Below are 20735 nucleotides of genomic sequence, written 5' to 3' on the forward strand. Positions count from 1 at the left end.
AACACGGGAGCTGACTTCTCCCAGTGTAAATTCGTTACCGCGAGGACGAACAGTAACCGATTTTAACGAGGCCCGGCATACGGTTGCAGCAAAAGCTTTGGATCTGAGCTGCTATCCGCAACGCCAAATTGCAGGAAGTCAGTAAACAGTGAACGAAAATGAGGTCGAAGGCGTCGCGATCGCCAATTTGATTGCAGCCGATGAAGAAACCATTGTCGGCTGGGTATATCGCTGGAACACAGGTTCTCTGGCAATCCGGTGGGACATCCATGGCCCGCAGCGTGTCTCAAAGATTTTCCCGGATCTCTGCGATGCGGATAAAGCTGAAATCGACTTCGCGTCTCTCACGCAGCTGCCCTGTCGCAAAGGCTGACATGATAGAATATGGCCTTTATGGCCCTCGATTGTTTGGTTTTTCCTGCATTCCAGGTTTGATTTCGTACAAGGCCCTGCGCGACGTCGCAGCAGCTCAACAGTCAGTAATTGACCTGCTCGAAGCCGTAATTCCCACTATAGTCATGCCACTCCACAAAGACGGATCTGTGATAAATGCTCGGGCAGTGCTGGCCCCATCGCTCGAGACCGGCATGTGCATCAGGAAGCGCTGCGGGTGACGACGACCTCCAGGAAAAATCGCCCTGCATCCCGTAGGTGCCGAGGACAACGACGGCGCTGCGGTTGCAGTCGCCATCTCGCCCGGATTCGTGCTGGCGGGCATAACGAACGTCAAAGACGCGGATGGAGCGCACGAAGTTGAATTCAGGCCCGCTGATATCGATGTCGGCGCGGTCTTCTACGAGATGGAGGGCGTAATCAGCCCTTACGAGGTTGTCCCAGGCCGCGTTGGAGCCTCTGAACCCGCGCATCCCGCCTGTTGTGGCGGCCTGATCGAAGAGCGGGGCTGAAGAGTTTGATGGGGTTCCTGAACCACCATATAGGGCATCGAAGATCCGGTCCGTGGGGCGCGACCTTGCAGGCCCATCGAAAGACGCACCCATCGGGCAGCGCCAAATCTGAAGTGGCGGCTCCACCGGCCAAGGTGTGATGCGCCGGATGAACTCGGCCCGAGCGCGGGCGCATGGCACGGAAGCCGGCCACCCACCGGACAAACACAGCAGGATGGCGCAATCGATCTGATAGGTTTGGGTGCGGGCTTGCGTCGGAACTGTTGGGCCGGTCAAAGCGAGAGCTAGAAAGGCCGCCAGAGGGAGGTTTTTGAATTCGAAACGCATGGCAAGGACCCTTGACAATCTTCACCCAACATACATACGAAAATATACTATTGCAACATTGATGATGCGTATGGCGGTTGCGGTGATTAGCAAGATCGCGAGCTGACAGCCTCGCCCGTCGTCATCCGCCACGTTGCGCGCGGCGCCAGTCCCACGGCATGTCAAAGCGTCCGGACCAGATATTGCGCCGTGCGGATCTGGCTTCCGTCTCATCGCGGATGTAGTCGCGGCTGTATCGGCGATAAGCGACGGCCCACCCTTCACGCACGAGCCAGCCGTTCAGATCGGTACCGTCTTGATGACATACCGCAATGAAGCGGCCATAGCGGTCGATATCGCGCACGGTGCAGCTGACCTGCCGGCGGCCGATCCTGTCGGCGAGAGACAGTGCCGCTTGTTGTCCACACCGCCAGCGCTGACCCTCAGCCGTGGCGCAAAGCTGCCGGCTTTCCGGAGCATCGATCCCATGCAACCGGATGCGCTGTCCCCGAATTTCCAATGTGTCGCCGTCGATCACGCTGGCAACGCCGGTCAAGCGATCGGCATGGGCCTGCGGGGCGGCAACAAACGAAAACAGAAGGAGGGCGAGTAGAAAGCGCATAGAGCAGACCTGTTTTGAGCAGAGGTGACGAGACATAAACGGCTGATCCCGCAGGGAAGACCCAAGTCTCATGAAGCCGCCAGTTAGCCAACGCTGGACGACACGGATGATTTGCATCCGGGGCCGTGTAGGGCAAGGTTGCTATTCGCCGACCTGGACACCAAGGGCTTCGAGGGTTGTGCGATCGGCTGCGCCGGTGATGGGCAGGCCGCTTTGTTCTTGGAACGCCCGCATCGCATTGCGTGATCCATTGCCCCAAACCCCGTCCGGGGTGCCTGCGTCAAACCCGCCCGCGTTCAGGAGAGTTTGGATCGCGCGGTAGTCGTCAGGCGAGAGATCTAGCGTCGACCACCCGCAGGCGCCAGCCACGGCCTCAATCGCTTCCTGAATTCCGGCGAGATCAAATTCTGCATCGTAGCGTCGGCCATTGCCGTCCGTGAGCCGGATGAAAAAGCTTTCGGCATCATAGAGGCCGCGCAGGAACCCCTCCGAGGCAGAGCCGAACAGCCCGGCCCCCTTGTTATTGGTCAGCTCGTTCCAGCGCGTCGATTGCGCAGGATTGCTATCGATTCGGTAGTTGATGTCGAAGGAATCCCGGCGCATGGCACTGATCAAGAAATCGTCCTGGACGAACACAACCGACGTGTCGCCCTCACGGCACTGCGCAAGTAGGGCTGTCAGACCACCGAAGCTGCGCGCGTCATAGGCAGAGTAGTTGATGGCCACCACCGATGGACTGTCGTCGATTGCGGCCCGCTCTTCATTGATCACCCACCAACCCGAGATCTGATCCCCTGCATTATGCGCCTGCTCGAAGGGTGCTAGGCTGTAGTCGATGTCTGGATGGTCTGGGTCGGCCCAAGGCAGCGCAGTCTCAGTGACCTCTTCGCCTTGGGTCATGGCAGCGGGTGAAGTTGGGTCGGATATGGGCGGCGCTGAATTCATCATGGTCGGTGTCACCGGGAAGGCGATGCCGTAACGGGCCTGCAGATAGGCCATCTGCAGTTGAGCGAGCGTGAGCTTTTCCGTTTCCACGCGGCTGAGGGCCACCGCCTGGATTAATCCCCCTGCCGAAGCCGCTTCTCGCTCCGCGGCCTCGACGCGCTGCTGTTGTGCGGCCATTTCTCCTAGAAGCTGCTCGGCGCGCTCTGGATCTGGCTCGACTGCCGGTACGGTGATCTCGATCATCGCGCCAGCGGCTTCCGCCGCCTGTCGTGCCTCCACGACCGTGCGCAACAGAAGCAGAGCCTCGCGGCGGCTCTCGGCCAGCATACGGATCAATCCCGCATCATAGCGGGCGATCGTGGCGTCGACTTCAGCAATCTGGCTGTCGATAGCCACGATCTCTGCCTCCAGCGGAGAGCTTTCCTGCGCGACGGCGCCTGCCGTCAGGCAGGTGCTGATCAACAGGGATGCGGTGAGCGTACGAAGTTTCGTCATGCAAAAGCTCCTTTTCCCTTCCAGTGAGCGGTGCGGGAGGGTAATGCTAGGGCGAGCCCCCAAGTTTGTGATATGTCTAATAACGCGATGGGCTTGTCACGAATCGACTTTCTGACACTGCAAGGGTCATATGGTCTGATTTGTGAGTCAATCTAAAAACTGGACGCGTGTAGCTTTACGACATATAAATGAGGGCACTAAGTGACTCGCAATAAGGGCAAGCAGCTGAACTGGGGTGTCGAACGTCGATATGAGTTCATCGAGTTTCGCCTGTTCTGGCAGGGGCGGATAAACCGAGGGGATTTGATGGACGCGTTCGGGGTTTCAACACAGCAGGCATCGCTGGACCTGAACGCCTATATCGATCAGGCCAAGCGGAACCTCGTCTATGACAAGAGCCTGCGCACCTACCTGCGCGGCAAACACTTCAAGCCCAAATATCTCAAGCCTGATGCGGAGGAGTACTTCGCGCAGCTGCGGGCCGTCGATCAGGGGCTGGTGAGCGCGGAGCAAAGCTGGATCAGCGTCTTTCCGGGCTTTGGGGCAACGCCAACACCTGTCCGAGGCGTGGCACCTGAAACGCTGCGCGATGTTCTCGCTGCGATCCGTGTCCCGGCCGCCTTGCAGGTGACCTATCAGTCGATGTCGCGCCCTGAGCCAAACGCGCGCTGGATCGAGCCCCATGCTCTTGCCTTTGACGGCTTCCGTTGGCATGCCCGCGCGTTTTGCCAGAATGACCAGGTCTTCAAGGATTTCCTGCTCTCACGCATCGTGGAGGTCGGGGACCAAGGGCCTGTTACGTCGGACTCTAGCTCCGATGGCGCTTGGCACACAGACGTCTTGCTCGAGATTGGGCCGCATCCGGACCTCTCCGACAACCAACGCCGCGCGATAGAGATGGATTACGGCATGGAGGCGGGCCATGCGCAGATCGTGGTCCGCCGCGCACTGTTGTTCTACGCGCTTAAGAGGCTGGGGCTTGATACCGACCCCGCCGCACGAAGACCGCGGGACCAGCAGATCGTGCTGTTGAATCGAGATAATGTTTTGGGGGCCTCCTAAATGAATGTCGTGCCGCAGCCTGGCGCCGTCATCAGTCTACGCTCCGCTACATGGAAGGTGCTGAGCACTTCGACCCTCAAGCGTGGATTCCGTGAGGTCCACTGCCGTGGACTTTCGGGCCTTGTGCGGGACAAGGAGGGCCGGTTCGTCTGGGACTTGGAAGAAGGCGCTCGGGTTCTTGACCCCGGCGCGGTCCAACTTTTGCCCGACGCATCCCCGGGTCTGATTGACACAAAGTTACACTTGGAGGCGTCGTTTCGGAACACACCAACGACGACCCGCCGTCCTCTCACCTTGGGGCGTGCTGCGATCGATGATCTGTCGTTCCAGCACCTGCCGGTCGAACGTGCCCTCGCACAGGACCGGGTTCGCCTCCTCATCGCGGATGACGTCGGTCTCGGTAAGACCCTAGAGGCGGGCCTGATCGCCTCCGAACTCGCCCTGCGTGGCCGGGCGGACCGGATCCTTGTGGTCACGACGCGGGCCATGCTGACCCAGTTTCAGAAGGAGTTCTGGACCCGGTTTTCGATCCCGCTGTCCCGGCTCGACAGCGCCGCAATCCGGCGGATGCGAAATCGGATCCCGGCCCATTACAATGTGTTCGATCAGTTTGACCGATCTATTGTCTCTATCGATACGCTCAAACGGGACGCCCAGATCAGGGATGCGATCAAGCACTCTTACTGGGACCTTATCATTATTGATGAAGCGCATAACGCAGCCGCCCGGAAAGCAGCGGCGGGTTCAAACTCGCAACGCGCAGAATTGGCACAGCTATTGTCCCGGCGCACCGACTCTCTGCTCTTGCTTACTGCCACCCCACATGATGGGTCGCAAGAAAGCTTCGCAAGTCTGATCGAGATGCTTGATCCGACGCGGGTGCCAGACCCCAGTCGACTGCATCGAACCGATATCGAAGATCTCGTAGTTCGCCGATTCCGGTCGGACAAAAAGGTCGCGGCGGACATAGGCCAGCAGGTTCCCGAACGCAAACTGATCCGCCGGAACTTTCCGCTGAGCTCAGAGGAAGAGGTGGCCTATCAATCGATCGCCGATCTTCATCTGGATCTCGATGAGCAATCCACCCGGGGCAGAGCGATCGACCTGTTTCGTACCACGCTCGCCAAGGCGATCTTCTCAAGCCCGGCCGCCTGTTTCGAGACGCTGGAGCGGCGCATCCGGGGTATCGAGAATGGGACCGCCCGAGGCACAGAGGAAGATCGGGTTAGGCTCCGGGAGCTTGCCGATCAGGTCGCCGCGATCGAAACGGACGCGTTCAGCAAGTATCAGGACCTCTTGCGCATGTTGCGCGAGATACGATGGACTGGGAAAGCTGCCCGAGACCGCATCGTCATCTTTACAGAGCGTATCGCCACGGTTTCTTGGCTCGCCGAGCGGCTACGCGAGGATATGGGCCTGTCAGAGGAGCAAGTGGCTCGAGTAGACGGAGGCAGCGTCGAGGCGGATGTCCGGACCCAGGAGGTGATCGAAGCGTTCGGGCAGGAAAAATCCCCTATTCGTATTCTGATCGCCTCCGACATGGCCTCCGAAGGCCTGAACCTGCATTTTCAGTCTCACCGACTGATCCATTTTGACCTCCCCTGGTCCCTTCTGCGGTTCCAGCAACGGAATGGTCGTATCGACCGGTACGGACAGGATCGCGCCCCGCTCATCACCTATTTCGTTGGGGAGAGCTCTCACCCGAAAGTGCGCCAGATGTGGGTGCTTGAGAAGCTCGTCGAGAAGGACGAGGCTGCACAGTCCGGCGTGGGTGATCCGGCGGTCTTTCTCGGAAAAGGCGACGCGGAAGAGGAGGAGGCGGTCGTCGCGGAGGCGATCGCGTCGGGGATCGGCGCCGACGCTTTTGATGCGGAGATGAATGTCCGCGCCGCAGAGGCCGAGGCTCACATGTCGCTTGATGATGAGTTCGCCGCTCTTTTCGGAGATTATGCGACACCGGCTGTGCCTGAGCCTGACGCCGAAACTACCGCAAAGCAGGCCCCGCCGCGGCTTTATCCAGACACCTTCACCTATGCATCCAAGATGGTGGAAAGGCTGTCCCGCCCTGAGGAGCGGGTGTTTGCTTCTCTTCCGGCGATCTCCCGGGAAGATCGCACGATCAGGATGGTCATTCCTGACGACATGCGAGCGCGGGATGGGTTCGGGTACGCCAGCGAGGGGGCCGTGGATGGCCGGTACATGCCGGAAGAAGCGGTTGGTTCCGGGGACCGGATCGAGCTGACGGACCAAGCGCAGGTCATCAATCAAGCGATCGATCAAGCGAAGATGCAGGAGCGGTCTTGGCCGACCGTTCAATATCTCTGGGACGTACACCCGATCCTCGAGTGGTTTGCCGACCGGGCCAGCACCTTTTTCCCTGAGCATTCCGCCCCGGTCGCCCCGCTGAGTCGTCTCGCTGGAGGCGAGGTGGCTGTGGTCATGCACGGGGCCATACCGAACGCGAATGGGGCTCCAGTCGTTGACCGATGGGCGGTCGTCATCCGAGGGTCAGACGGTACGGTCCGGATCGAAGAAGTCCCGGACTTCATAACGCGGATGCGGCTGGCGGAGGACACTCCGGGACGAGCGGTTGAAGATCTCGGGCTAGCACAGTCCGCGATCTCGGTGGCCGTTGATCGGTTTCAGACCCATCTCGTCGAGCTACGACGGGAGCAAGGAGCGCGGATCCAGCAGGACCTCAACGAGGTCCTTGACCGCCTCGCGAAGCTTGAAGGACGGTTCCGGACGCAGCTTGCGCTGGATCTCGGCGACGTGACTGACGGCGACGCCGAGCTGACTCCGGCGGAAAAGCGTCGCCTTACGATCAGGCGTGCGAGGGAACAGAGGATCGAACGCATGTTCCAAGACTGGACGGAATGGTTCGAGCGGACTCGGCATATGGTGGATGACCCCAATCCATATGTGGACGTCAAAGCAGTATTTGTGGGGTGACCGGATGGATCTGATCGGAATTGAGAACGAAGCAGAATTCTTCCCATCAGGCACCTTGTCAGATGTGCTGAAAGAGGAACTTCAGGACATCACGGCGCGCTGGTCCGGGCTTGAAAAGAATTCCCATCCTGTGGAGCGGCTAACGCGGGTGGCGTCCCCGGCGGTCGAAACGCTGCGGCAGGTCCGGAACACCTCGGATCAGAACCGTCGGCGAGAACTTGTCCGGGATGCCCAGAACGCGCTCTTGGCCGCTCTCGGCTATACTTGGAAGCGAGAGGCGGTGATCACCGCACTTGAAGGCGCCCCGGTCATCCCGATTGTGGCAAAAGCCGCGGACGCAACAGGTCGAAACGCGCTGTGGGTTATCGAGGCACCGCTCCCGGACGCTGAAGATGAGGCGACGGACCCGCTAGGAGCGAGTTTTACCGCTGATCAGTTCCCGCCAGAAACTGATGAGGCGGCCCTCTTGGACCGGAGCATCGAGTCCCTCCTTGCTGAAGGGGTGTTCGAGCTGCCCGACGGACCGCGCCATGTTCTTGTGATGGGCCTCTCTCAGATCGCTCTGATCGACAAACGGAAATGGCCGGCCCGGTCCGTCCTCCGGTTCGATCTACAGGAAATATTCACCCGGGCTGAGCGGGACACGCTGATCGTCATGGCCTGCCTGATCTCTCGCGAGGCGCGCGTTCCGGAACAGGGCGCGCCGATCTCGGATCGGTTGGAAGAGGAAGCGCAGCGGAACGCCAACGCGGTCACCACATCTCTTAAACGGACCGTTCGGGACGCGATCGAGCTTCTGGGTCAGGAAGTTCTCGATGTCACCGGTGGGACGCACAAGGGGGTCTGGATCGACGGGCCGGAACTGTCGCGCGAGTGTCTGCGCTACATGTACCGGCTCTTGTTCCTGTTCTACGCGGAGGCGAACCCGCGTCTCAATTTGCTGGACCTGAAAAATCCGATTTATGCGACCGGGTATTCGCTTGAAACGTTGCGCGACCTCGAATCTGTGCCGCTCAGGACCACTGTGGATCGCGACGGAACTTTCTTGTGGGAAAGCCTCCAGCAGACCCTGAACCTTCTATACACTGGGCTGGATCTTGCAGATGCGGAGAAGGGGACCGGGTTGCGCCTGCCGGCGGTGAAGGTCTCTCTACTGGACCCGAAAAGCACCCCTATTCTGAACGCCCTCCCGCTCAGGAATGAGGCTATCCAAAAGGTGATCCGGCTGCTGTCGCTCCGGTCCACCGGTAAGAGCACCGGCCGGATCTCCTACGCTAAGCTCGGGATAGGCCAGCTCGGCGCGGTCTATGAGACCCTGATCTCCTTCACCGGGGTCGTCGCCAAGACGGACCTGATCGAGCTGAAACCGCGCAAGGGGCGGTCCGCCGGGGCGGACGACGAGGAAGACTCGGACGAGACGGACGAGGACCTTGAAGAGGAGATCCTTGAAGACGGTGACGGTGACGGGGACGAAGAGGAGGTTTTCCGCCGCGACAAGGTTGACCCGCTCGCCCCAAGCTGGTTCGTTCCGCGCAGCCGGATCGGGGAATTCGAGCAGGATGAGATCGTCTTCAAAGGGTCAGAGGCCCTCGTCTATCCCAAGGGAACCTTTATCTATCGCCTCGCCGGCCGGGACCGGGAGAAATCCGCCTCCTATTACACGCCGGAACCGCTCGCCCGGCTGCTGGTCAAGCACGCGCTCATGGAGCGGTGCAGGGAACTGACCGCGGACGACCTTCTGGACCTGAAAATCCTGGAGCCAGCCATGGGGTCCGCGGCCTTCCTCGTGGAGACCACAAACCAGTTGGCCGACCTCTACCTGGAACGGAAGCAGAAGGAGACAGGCAAGACCATCCCGCAGGACCGGATCGTGGTCGAGAAGCAGAAGGTCCGAGCCTATATCGCCGACCGGAACTGCTTCGGGGTCGACCTCAATCCAATCGCGGTGGAGCTGGGCGCGATCTCGCTATGGCTGAACAGTCTTCATGCGAGCGACTTCTCACCGTGGTTTGGGGATCAGCTCCATGCCGGGAACTCCCTGATCGGGGCCCGGCGGGCGGCGTACAAACCGGTCCTTCTCAACGCCAGCTCCCAGAAAGACCTCTGGCTCAACGCCAAGCCGGACGAGATCGGTTGGCGCAATCGCCTGCCCGAAAACCATGTCTGGCAGTTCCTTCTCCCCGCCAAGGACATGGCGAATTTCGACAAGGACAAGTCGATCAAGCCCTTCGCGGGTGACGCGCAAGATCAGATCAAGGAGTGGCGGAAAGGCGGATTCTTCAAAAAGCTCGAACCCCACGAGATAAAGCTGGTCCAGAAGCTCAGCCGCGTCGCCGAGGCCCTGTTCGACCAAGTGGCCGAGGACCTCGCCAAGACCCGCGCCGCTGCGAATGACGAGATCACCCTCTGGCCGGACAAGGTGATCCCCGGAAACAAGGGGCTGGATTTCCACGCTAAGGAGAAGCTGAACGCCCACCTAATCGGGGCAGACCACGCGACGAACACGCTTCCCTATAAGCGCCTGAAAACCGCGATGGACGCGTGGTGCGCGCTCTGGCTTTGGCCGCTCGACAAGGCGGACCTGCTGCCCAACCGGGCGGAGTTCCTTCAGGGGATGGCGATGATACTGGAGGGCGGGTTCACACCCGACGGGTCGCTGGCCGCGCCCAGTACGGACGAATTCGCCGATCCGTCGCCGGACTTCCTTGATCTGATGGAGCCGGACGCGCCCGCGCGGGACCTGTTCAAGGCTGCCGCCAAGAGGCAGGACGGGCTTTTCCGGGAGACGAACGTCGAGGCGCTGATCGAAACCTTTGACTGGCTGGGTGTTGCAGTCGAAGTGGCCGAGCGCGAGCGCTTCGTGCATTTCGACCTGATTTTCGCCGACGTGATGAAGGCGCGGGGCGGGTTTGATGTGATCGTTGGGAACCCGCCGTGGGCCAAGCCCTCGTGGAACGAGGGGCTGGTGCTGGCGGATATCGACCCGCTTTATGCGGGGCTCTCGGCGTCAGACGCGAAGAAAGTTTTGAGCGAGGCGCTGCCGAAGGCGCCACCCGTGCGGCGCGAGGGGCGGACGGTTCCGGCGGTAGAGGCCTTCCTTCAGGATTTCGTGTCGACTCGGGGGGCGATGGAGGTGACCTCGTCTGAGGTGATGAACCCCTTCGCTGGGGGCGGGCAGAACAACCTCTACCGGTGCTTTCTTGACCTCAGCTTGAGGCTAGTGTCCCATAAGGGATACAGCGCATTGATCCATCAAGATGGACACCTGTCTGACCCAAAGTCTGGTCAGCTAAGGCGTCATTGGTACCAACGTGTCGTCAGGCACTATGAATTTGTAAACAAGATTAAGTCCAAAAATTTCGCAGAGGTCGAAGATCAGAAACGCTTTAGCCTTAACGTTTATCGAGGACATGATGAAGCTATTGGGTTCGACCAACTAACAAACATGTTCCTCGCAAGGCAGGTAGAAGATAGCTACGAACACGATGGGACCGGCGAGATACCGTCAATTCGTGATGCTCGTGGAAAATGGGATGTTCGTGGCCACAGCGGTAGGATCGTCGCAGTTGATCGCTCGACCCTACGGGTCATTCACGGGATTATCGAAGATTCAGATGTCCCCATTGAAGAAACTCGCTTCTTAGCACCTTTTTCGGAAGAAATCTGGCACGCCCTTGAGACGTTCTCAGAACTGCCAAAACTCCGTGATGGAACAGACTCGTGGCAAATGAAGCGACTTTGGGAGGAATCCGCGGCTCAGAAGGACGGCAGACTGAAACAAGCCAGTTACTTCTCGGATGTGGAAGATACCGTTATCCAGGGTCCATTTTTTTACAATGCGAACCCATGGAGTAAGTGTCCTAGACAGATCTGCACTCACAATTCACACTACGACATCGTCGACTTATCAAGTCTACCCGTGGATTACGTTCCACGTACCAACTTTACTCCCGCACTCAAAATTCATGAGAAACAGAACTTCATCCCTCGACTGTCGTGGGATCCTACAAGGCTACATACCGACGACTACCGCTTGGCGGTTCGAAAGCGTGTTCCCATAAATAGTGAACGGAGTTTGGTTTCAGCGATTATTCCGCCCAAATTGATTCATATAGATCAGGTCCAAAGTCTCCATTTCAAGAGTCGGATGGATTTATGCAAAGCGGCCGCACTTTTCTTTTCGGTGCCATACGACTTTCTTACCAAGATTGCTGGACGATCTGACTTCATGGAAAGAGATGCGGCGAGTTTTCCTTGGGCCGACGCGGGTTCCTTGGAACTGGAAAGAGTGCTTCGCCTAACATGTGTCACCAGTCACTATGCAGATCTTTGGGAGGATCTGTATCCCCAAGTTTTTGGGGAAGGACGAACCCATGCAAAGGAACCGAACGATCTTGCGGCGCGCAGCCTTTCAGCCAAATGGAGCCAAGCCTGTGCCTACAGGAGTGATTTGGAAAGAAGAAACGCGCTCTTAGAACTGGATGTTCTCGCGGCTCAGATTCTAGGGCTATCGCTGGAAGAATTAATCGGCATCTATCGGATTTACTTTGGTCTGGTTGAGCTAAACGAGGCAGGCACCTGGTTCGATCAGAACGGCCGGATCGTCTGGACCTCTTCTAAGGGCATGCCCGGCGTCGGCTGGCTCGACGACCGCGGCAAGAGCCCCGGCCGCGCCGCGTGGGACAAGATCCTCGCCGACAGCCCGCCTGAACTGACTTGCACCGCAATCGACGATACGATGCCCGGCGGCCCCCGCACCGTCACCCGCCACTTCGTCGGCCCCTTCACCCAGTGCGACCGGATCGAAGACTACCGCCGCGCCTGGACCCATTTCGAGCGGCTGAAGTCAGCGGAGGCCGCTGAATGAACCCAGTACTCCTCGCCCGCCACGTTCAGGACAGCCTGCGCGAACTGGTCCATACGACGCTGAACAGCACTAGCCCTGCCTTCGAGGGGATGGTGGACCGGTTCATCGCCGAGCCCGGAAACTTCCTGAAGGGGCCGTGGATCTCGGTCGACATGCCGTTCCGGCAGATCGACGGGGCTGCGGACGGGACATGGGTCCAGCCCTTCCCAGAGGTGCCGCTGCGCTTCGCCCCTTATCAGCACCAGACGGACGCCTTCGCACGCCTGAGCGGAGAGGCGATGCGCTCGACGCTGGTCGCAACCGGGACCGGGTCGGGGAAGACGGAATCTTACCTCTGGCCGATCCTGGACCACTGTCGGCGGAACAAAGGCAAGCCCGGGATCAAGGCGATCCTGATCTACCCGATGAACGCGCTGGCGACCGACCAGGCGCGCCGGATCGCAGCAGCCATCACGGACATCGGGTCGCTGGACGGGGTGCGCGCAGGGATCTACGCGGATGCGGAGCCGCAAAACCCGGCCCATGAGGTGACGGCAGACAGCGTGATCACCCATCGCGAGACGATGCGGAAGAACCCGCCCGACATCCTGCTGACGAACTACAAGATGCTCGACTACCTGCTGCTGCGCGGCCGGGACAAGCCGCTGTGGGCGCAGAATGACCCGGAGACGCTCCGGTTCCTCGTGGTCGACGAGATGCACACGTTTGATGGGGCGCAGGGCGCTGACCTCGCCCTTCTGTTGCGGCGCTTGAAATACCGGCTCAAGACCCCGAAAGAGCACCTGATCTGTGTAGGTTCCTCCGCGACGCTCGGCTCCGGCGAGGATGCGAAAACCGAACTCAGACACTATGCGGAAACGATCTTCGGGGAGACCTTCGATGAGGGGGCGGTGGTCACAGAGACCCGGAAGACCCCGAACGAGGTGTTCGACGATCCGGAATATTTCGAACTGCCTGATCCGACCGATATTCACTCGGCCCTGCGCGAGGCAGAGGAGCTGGACCAAGCAGGCGCGGCGCGGCGGCTCGCCACTTGTATCTTCCCGGATCGAACAGACTCTGACCTTACCTTCATCGAGGAAGAGGATCCATCAGATCCGGCATGGCGGATCTCGCTTGGCGAGCAGCTGAAGGATCACGTCTTGTGCCAGCGAACCCTCAAGATCATCGCTGAGCACAAAGGTCCAGCTTCGCTGGCGGTGATTGCTGCGGGGCTGGCGCAGGTCAAGATCATTCGGGATTGGGCTGAGGCGGACCATCGCGCGCTCGCCGAATTGGTGGTGGCGCTGGTGGCGTGGGCCCGGTCCGGGTCCGCTGAAAGCCTGCGTCCGCTGTTCAACGTCCGGCTCCAGCTCTGGATCCGTGAAATGTCCCGGATGGTCACGAACCTGCCCCGGTTGGAGGCGGGCGGGGTCCGCTCGGAGATGGACCTGTTCCACGCTCTCGACCTCGACCGTCAGTCGCTGCGTGAAAAGCTTCCGGTTGTGAACTGTAACCGGTGTGGCGCGACCGCCCATGTGGGTCGGCTGAACCCCAGCTCAGCCACCTGCTGGGCACCACTCGAGCAGCTGTATGAGGAGTTCTTCGACGAGAACGGCGGTGAGCGTATTCGGCTCTTTTACCATGAGTCGATTGACCGGATGGTTCCAGCGACTAGCGGCGGTGGAAAGATCGTGAAGGGGGTGCTCGACTCGGACTCGATCGCCTTCACTCCGTGCGATCACGACAACCTCGAAACCGGTCCGGCTACCCCGGTCTGGATGTATGATCCGTCCGATACGAATGGTCGGATCGACCGGTCGTGCCCCGCGTGTGGTCAGGCGCGGGGCTTGCTCCTCTTCGGGATGCGGGCGGCCAGACTTACGACCGGAATAACCGGCACGCTTTACACCTCCGCCCAGAACGAGGAGTTCCCGGACGCAAAACCGCGTTTCCTTGTGTTTTCAGATTCTGTTCAGGACGCTGCGCACCGGGCCGCGGTGGCGGAGACCCGCAATGCCCTCTCGGTCTACCAGAAATCCCTCTACACGGCTCTTCGAGCTACGCAAACGGGCGGGATGACCTTCAAAGAGGTGATTGAAACCGTTCCGAGCGACCTGCTCGACACGCTGGGTGGGGACGCGTTCACCGCGCTGTTCATCCCAAAGGAACAGACCTGGCGGCGCCTCTATCAAGACCTGATCCGGGACGGGATTTCGATCACTGACCCTATTTTCTTGGATCACATGAAGCAGCGGCTCGGCTGGGAATATTTCGTCGACCTGAGCTACCGGGCCCATTTCAGCCATACGCTTGAGGTCAATGGGATCGCCGTCGCGGACATCTCCGCAGATCTCTTGCGCGCTTCAGCAGAGCGGCTTGCGAGCGAACTTCGCAACGAGCTTCCGGGCGCACCCGATTTAGACCCGGACCTGCTTGCGGGCTTCTTGTCCGGGGTGGTCCAGCGGATGCGGCGACAAGGGTCTGCCGCTCACCCGTATCTTGTCAGCGCGATCGCCACCGCAAGTGGTCGCTACGGGCTGAACTGGTTCGCGGCGCAACAGCAGGTCGGTGTGAGACGAACCGGGGCGCTCCCGGCGCCGGACAGTCGTCGAGGCCTCGCTCCGATCCCTGTCACTCTTCACAACCCGCCGATTGGGTTCGAGCGTATCACGAAGGCGCATGTGTCGAGCTGGTACCGGGACTGGCTCTTCCGAACTTTGGGTCAGGCGGATATCCGGTACGGGACCGACCCGGACACGATATACCCGATCGTTATGCGGCGGCTTGAGGCCGACGGGCTGGTGCGGCGCGTCGACGGGCCAGACGGAAGTCGGCACGCGTGGCTCATCGAGCCGGAGCGCGTCACCGTGACCACTGACACGATTGGGCTGGTCTGCAGCCGATGTAGTCGGCGTGAGACCGCACCGATGGAAAATTCAGGGATCGCGATTGGGTCCTCATGCACGAGGATCGGGTGCGATGGGCATCTGGAGAAGATCGTGCCGCCATCCCGTCCAGCGCTGCGCCGGTCTCTCCTTTCGGATCGAAATCACCGGGTCGTCGCGCGCGAGCATACCGGCATCCTGGAGACCAATGAGCGGCTGAGTATCGAGAGCGGATTTATCAAGGGGGAGACGAAATGGGCACCGAACCTGATCTCGGCCACCCCGACGCTGGAAATGGGGATCGATATCGGGGACCTGTCGACCCTGCTTCTGGGTTCTGTCCCGCCTGAAGAGGCGAATTACGTCCAGAGGATGGGCCGCAGTGGCCGGCGCGACGGCAACGCGTTGAACATGGTGCTCGCGAATTCCAGGGCTCACGATCTGCAGTTCTGGGAGGACCCGACACCCATGCTCGCGGGTCAGGTGCGCCCGCCAGGCGTGTTCCTGGCCGCAGAGGAGGTTCTGCTCCGCCAGGTCACCGCCTTCACACTGGACGCCTATGTCTCCAGCTCTACCGAAACGGGGGACTACGGCAAGGTCAGGGATGTCCTGAAACGCCGGGCGGCTGGCGCGCTGACAGGATTTCCGATCGAATGGCTGGAGATGATCAAGGACCGGGGCGATGAGCTTGCGACCGAATTCTTGTCCGGTCTTCCGCAGGAGGTTCAGGCGAGAACAGACCTCGCGACCCGGGTCCGCAGCTACCTGACGTCGACGGATTCCAAATCCATCGGGTGGCGGATCGGAGCCGCGTTTGACGCGGCCGCTGAGGAGCGTTCACGCTTGGTGGAAAAGCGGGAGGAGGCGACACGGGAACTCAAGCGCCTTCGCGCTCGCCGAATTGAACTGACAGAAGAGGAATTCGAGCGCCGCGAGGGGGAAATCGCCCGGGACCGGGCCGAGGTCAATCGGCTGATCCGGAACGGGATCGACGAGGTGGCCGTGATCAAGTTCCTCACGGACAAAGGGGTCCTGCCGAATTATGCCTTCCCTGAAGAGGGGGTGAAGCTGACCTCGATCCTGTCCCGTCGGAATGACACGGGTCGCACTAACGCAGCCGGGGGCGAGGACGGGCTGATCCATGTCGAGTATTCGCGCCCGGCAAGTTCGGCGCTTTCCGAGTTCGCACCGGGTCAGTTTTTCTATGCCAACGGCCGACAGGTGGAGATTGAGCGGATCGAGCTTGGGAAAGAGGATCTGACGCCTTGGACCTTCTGTCCGGCTTGTTCATATGTCGCCAGCCGGGTCGAAGGTACGGATACGACCAGCTGCCCGAGCTGCGGAACGGACATGTGGTCGGATACCGGATCGCACCACGATGTGGTGCAACTGAAGTCTGTCATCTCCGTGGACAGCGAAGAGAAGGCTGCGATCCGGGACGGAGATCAACGCGATCAGCGTCAGTTCGACCGTGTGCTGATGCCCTTCCACGGGCCGGAGGACATCGTTTCATCCTGGTTTACGAGCAGAGAGAGCGGAGCCCCGTTCGGCTTCGAGTTTCTTCCGTCCTGCACCTTCCGGGATTTCAATTTTGGATCGAAGTCCGCTATGCCCGGACCGAAGATCGCGGGAGAGAACCGGCCGGCGCAGCCGTTCAAGATCTGCAGACACTGTGGGACCTTGCAAAAACCGCCCCGGGGCGAGGATGACCGCGGAACACATCCGCCGACCTGCAAGGTGATGCGGGAGCCGGATCTTGCGCGCGAACGGTGGGAGACCGGCGTATTCCTGATGCGCAAGTTCGACACGGAGGCGATCCGGATCGTGATCCCCGTAGTCGGAGAGGCGGATGACGACGATCTGAAAAGCTTTGTCGCCGCGATCAACCTCGGGATGCGACGGCATTTCGCGGGAAAGGTCGACCATCTCCGCTCCACGATCTTCGCCGCTCGGTTGGACGGCATGACAACGGTGCGCAGCCTCTACCTCTACGACTCCGTGCCAGGTGGTTCCGGGTATCTTCGTCAGATCGGGCAGCACCCGGACACGATGCGGAAGGTGATCAGCCGCGCGGTTGAGGCGCTCCGTGACTGCCCGTGCAACCAGGAGCCGGACCGAAACGGGTGTTTCCGCTGCGTGAAACCGTATCGGTTGCAATTCGGGCCAGGTGAGCCGGACCGTGATCGGGCGCGTCAGATGATGGAGACCATTCTCGAAAAATGGGACAGCCTGAGCCGCACCGAGACTGGCATCGATGAGTCGATCCGCGGCGCGCTTGTGGAGAGCGCGCTGGAGCGCCGTCTCCTGCAGGTCCTTGCCCGTGAATATGGAGAGGACGCGCTGACCCCTCAGGTTTTGTCCGGCGGGCGGCGGGGCTTCGTTCTGAGGGCTGGCACGAAAGCGTCACCACACCTGTGGACAATCGAGCCTCAGGTTCAGATCGACGCGCGCTTCAAAGGCCTCCCGCGCAAAAGGATAGATTTTCTCCTCACCCCCATCGGCCGGTCCGGCGCCATCCCCGTGGTGCTGGAAATGGACGGGATCGAGTATCATGCGGAAACGGTGGCTCAGGATCTCCTCGATCGAATGCTGATGATCCGGTCCGGACTTGTTCGGGTCTGGACCCTGTCCTGGCGAGACTTGGACCCCGATGACCGGGCCTATCTCAACCCGTTGGCGGAGCCTGCCCTCAGCCCTGCGAAAATCGGGCCCCTCGGTCGGGTCCTCGCTGCGCCTGCTTTCGCCGCGAATGCTGACTGTGTTCGTGGTTTGCAGGCTGAAGGCTCGCTTCAGGCCCTGAGACACATCCTTGACGGTGAATCGGAAGGCGATGTCGCGACGCGCTCCATCCTGATCCGTGCTTTCGTTGCCATGGGCCGTCCGCTTGACCAGCTCCCGCGTCAGGCATCAGTCTCAGATGAGGGCCGCGAGTTCCTGTTGACTCCGGGTCTCGCTGAGCATGTCGGGGCTGGACCGGTTGATCTCTACATGGCCTGTACGAAGCTGTCCCCGGCTGAGTGGGCTGGATCCGACGAGGATATCCGACTTCTTTTGCGTGCCGAACTGCCTACCCCGGGTGAAGACCCGGCGGCAAAGGCGCTCTACACGGAGGCTTGGCGCGGGCTCTGGCGGCTCGTCAACGTGCTGCAGGGCGTCCGAGGCCTCCATGTTGAGCTAAACGGTCTGGACACGCTTTCACCCCCTGACATGACCTCGGGAGGCGGTCCAACAGACGCAGACAGTGCGGCTTGGACGGAAGCACGGGCCTTGTGTGATGAAGTGTTCCACCCGCTGATTGACGCACTGGTCGCGGCGGAACTGCCCGGTCCGGATCATATCGGAGATGATGTTGTTGCTGACGGCCGGGTTGTCGGCACGATGGAGTTCGGCTGGTCAGAAACCTGGGTGGGCGTGATTGAGCAGGCCTGCCAAGGATCGGACTGGAAGCTAGTCCCGTTCGATCCCGACGCGGACCAGATCGGTGAAACGGTGACCAGGATACTTCAGGCAATTCAGGAGACGAAATCATGATGGACGCGATCAACAAACGGGTCTCCTACGACATCGGCTGCATGAAGAGCCTGCGGAAACTCCCGGACAGGGTTTCGCTCAAGTTCATGGACCTGATGACCCGGTACATGTCTGATCCGTCCGCGAACGGGTTGAACCTGGAAACTGTAGAAGGGGCCAAGGACAGTTCGATCAAGTCACTTCGTGTGGATCAGGGATACCGCGCCATCGCCTTCGAGGTGGGCAGGGACATCATGTTTGTGCATGTCAACGAACACGATAAGGCCTATCGCTGGGCGGTAGGGCGGCGGGTCAAGCTGGACCCAAGCACGAACCGTATCCGAGTGATTGAGGAGCTGGACGCAACAAAAGTCGAAGCCGAAGCGCCCGCCCCATCGGAGCCCCGTCTGTTCGCAGAGGTTGCGGACAAGCGGTTGCGCGCGCTTGGCGTTCAGGAAGAGGAGCTTCCCGCGATCCGAGCCCTGACGACGATCGAGGCGCTGGACGCGGCGGAGGAGGATTTCGACCCACTCACCTACCAGGTTCTCTACGCGCTGGCGGCCGGATATTCGGATGAAGAGGTTTACGCCCTGACCGGGGTCGCGGACGAGCCGCAAGAGGCTCCTGTGGCAGTCGAAGATGATCTTACCTTCGACCAACTGATCGAGACGGAGGAGAGCCGGCAGACCATTTTTATCCCTGAGAGCGAGGAGGAACTGCGCCGCGTCTTCGAAGAGGGCTTGGAGGGATGGCGGGTGTTCTTGCACCCTGACCAACGCAAGCTGGCCTATCGGGACTATAGCGGTCCCGCCATGGTTCGCGGCGGAGCCGGGACCGGGAAGACCGTGGTGGCGATGCACCGGGCCAAACACCTCGCGGACGCGATCAAGGAAGACCCGGCCCGGGCAGGCCAGCGTGTCCTGCTGACCACCTTCACCACCAGCCTCGCCCATGACATCGAGGCGAACCTGCGGACCCTGTGCCCTGATCACTTGGACGTGCGACCACCGCGGATCGAGGTGATCAACCTCGACCGTTGGGTCTCGCAGTTTCTCAAGCGTAAGAGCTTCGGCCGCGAGGTGGCGTTTTTCGGGGAGGCGCGGGACCGGCTGGATCAGATCTGGCAGGAGGTCTTCGATGACCACGAGCTTCCTGAAGGATTGTCGGAACCTTTCGTTAAAGCAGAGTGGTCCCAGATCGTGCAGGCGAAGGGGCTTACGGACAAACGGGCCTACCTTAAGGCATCCCGTGCCGGCCGCGGAACCCCGCTTGACCGGCGAAAGCGAGCCACACTTTGGGACCTATTTGAGGACTACCGTGCTCGGATGATTAGCGAGGGTCTTGCGGAGCCGGATGATGCGTATCGAGAGGCGACAGATATCCTTTCCTCAGAGGCGCCCAACCTTCCCTACGCCGCAGTAATTGTCGATGAAGCGCAGGATATGGGGGAGCAGGCGTTCCGGCTAATCCGGGCAATTGTTCCGGAATCTCCGGCTGGAGATCAGAATTCCATCTTCATCGTCGGCGATGCGCATCAGCGCATCTACGGACGTCGGGCGAGCATGTCATCATGCGGGATCGAGGTGCGCGGCCGCTCAAGACGTCTGCGTCTGAACTACCGAACCACGCAAGAAATCCGGGCATGGGCCGTCTCCATCCTTGAGGGGGTGAGCGTGGACGACCTTGACGATGGGACCGACACGCTGCGTGGTTATGTGAGCCTGCTGCATGGCGCCGCGCCGGAGCTGGTCTCTTGCGCCTCCGAGGCGCAAGAGCTTGAGGGGCTGGTGGCCTGGGTCCGGGCGCTGCCGGCAGACCAGATCCAACTCGCAGAAATCGCGATCCTATGCGCGCGCCGTAAAGATGTTGAGCGGGTGAGGGAAGCGCTTCGAGCCGCCGAGCTCGAAACTGTGGTTCTTCAGTCTGGTGCTGACGACCGGTCCGTTCCGGGGGTCCGAATAACCACGATGCACCGAGCGAAGGGGCTGGAGTTTTTCGCAGTGGCGATCCCGTTTCTGTCCGATGGGACCTTCCCCCCACCGGGGGTGCTTCGAGCGGCCATCGATGCGCCTGACCGCGAGGACATGATTACCCAATATCGGTCCCTTCTTCACGTTGCAGCAACGCGGGCGAAAAAGTCGTTGAGGATTTCATGGTCTGGTCAGCCCACCAAAATCATGAGCCCATAAAGCAGCGGAGAAATT

Annotated in this window: 9 protein-coding genes; 6 read left to right on the top strand and 3 right to left on the bottom strand. The window is 60.5% G+C overall.

Annotation, left to right across the window (positions count from 1 at the left end; all coding sequences use genetic code 11):
* Window positions 1–148 precede the first annotated feature (148 nt).
* A complete protein-coding gene (locus tag COL8621_RS17535) occupies window positions 149–373 on the top strand; it encodes a hypothetical protein (protein ID WP_093968724.1) in 225 nt (74 codons plus the stop codon).
* Between the two features lie 103 nt (window positions 374–476).
* Here COL8621_RS17535 and COL8621_RS19335 read toward each other — a convergent pair whose 3' ends face one another.
* The 3 genes from COL8621_RS19335 to COL8621_RS17550 form a co-directional block, all read right to left on the bottom strand.
* Entirely contained in the window at window positions 477–1232 is a 756-nt protein-coding gene (locus COL8621_RS19335) for a hypothetical protein (protein ID WP_235823940.1), read from the bottom strand.
* Window positions 1233–1353: 121 nt separating this feature from the next.
* A complete protein-coding gene (locus tag COL8621_RS17545; protein WP_093968725.1) occupies window positions 1354–1833 on the bottom strand; it encodes a thermonuclease family protein in 480 nt (159 codons plus the stop codon).
* Window positions 1834–1974: 141 nt separating this feature from the next.
* The gene (locus tag COL8621_RS17550; protein WP_093968726.1) at window positions 1975–3273 is read right to left on the bottom strand and encodes a peptidoglycan-binding domain-containing protein; all 1299 of its coding nucleotides are present in this window, start codon (window positions 3271–3273) and stop codon (window positions 1975–1977) included.
* A gap of 201 nt (window positions 3274–3474) precedes the next feature.
* On the opposite strand from COL8621_RS17550, the gene COL8621_RS17555 reads away from it, so the two are divergent.
* From COL8621_RS17555 to COL8621_RS17575, 5 genes are read left to right on the top strand one after another with little or no spacing between them, the layout of a single operon-like run.
* The gene (locus tag COL8621_RS17555; RefSeq protein WP_093968727.1) at window positions 3475–4335 is read left to right on the top strand and encodes a BrxR family helix-turn-helix transcriptional regulator; all 861 of its coding nucleotides are present in this window, start codon (window positions 3475–3477) and stop codon (window positions 4333–4335) included.
* Window positions 4336–7287, top strand: a complete 2952-nt coding sequence (locus tag COL8621_RS17560) for a DEAD/DEAH box helicase (RefSeq protein WP_093968728.1) — start codon at window positions 4336–4338, stop codon at window positions 7285–7287.
* Between the two features lie 4 nt (window positions 7288–7291).
* Window positions 7292–12154 (top strand): N-6 DNA methylase, encoded by a 4863-nt coding sequence (locus tag COL8621_RS17565; RefSeq protein ID WP_093968729.1) that lies wholly within the window; start codon window positions 7292–7294, stop codon window positions 12152–12154.
* Window positions 12151–18552 (top strand): DEAD/DEAH box helicase, encoded by a 6402-nt coding sequence (locus tag COL8621_RS17570; RefSeq protein WP_093968730.1) that lies wholly within the window; start codon window positions 12151–12153, stop codon window positions 18550–18552. The genes COL8621_RS17565 and COL8621_RS17570 overlap by 4 nt, the downstream gene beginning before the upstream one ends.
* Window positions 18549–20720: a UvrD-helicase domain-containing protein gene (locus tag COL8621_RS17575; RefSeq protein ID WP_093968731.1), complete on the top strand. Its 2172-nt coding sequence runs from the start codon at window positions 18549–18551 to the stop codon at window positions 20718–20720. Before COL8621_RS17570 ends, COL8621_RS17575 begins: the two co-directional genes overlap by 4 nt.
* Window positions 20721–20735: the final 15 nt, after the last annotated feature.

This window comes from Actibacterium lipolyticum (assembly GCF_900184935.1).
Classification (GTDB): Bacteria; Pseudomonadota; Alphaproteobacteria; order Rhodobacterales; family Rhodobacteraceae; genus Actibacterium_A; species Actibacterium_A lipolyticum.

Coding starts and splice junctions, on each gene's coding strand:
- COL8621_RS19335 (WP_235823940.1), bottom strand. CDS start 1,232: ATGCGTTTCGAATTCAAAAACCTCCCTCTGGCGGCCTTTCTAGCTCTC.
- COL8621_RS17545 (WP_093968725.1), bottom strand. CDS start 1,833: ATGCGCTTTCTACTCGCCCTCCTTCTGTTTTCGTTTGTTGCCGCCCCG.
- COL8621_RS17550 (WP_093968726.1), bottom strand. CDS start 3,273: ATGACGAAACTTCGTACGCTCACCGCATCCCTGTTGATCAGCACCTGC.
- COL8621_RS17560 (WP_093968728.1), top strand. CDS start 4,336: ATGAATGTCGTGCCGCAGCCTGGCGCCGTCATCAGTCTACGCTCCGCT.
- COL8621_RS17565 (WP_093968729.1), top strand. CDS start 7,292: ATGGATCTGATCGGAATTGAGAACGAAGCAGAATTCTTCCCATCAGGC.
- COL8621_RS17570 (WP_093968730.1), top strand. CDS start 12,151: ATGAACCCAGTACTCCTCGCCCGCCACGTTCAGGACAGCCTGCGCGAA.
- COL8621_RS17575 (WP_093968731.1), top strand. CDS start 18,549: ATGATGGACGCGATCAACAAACGGGTCTCCTACGACATCGGCTGCATG.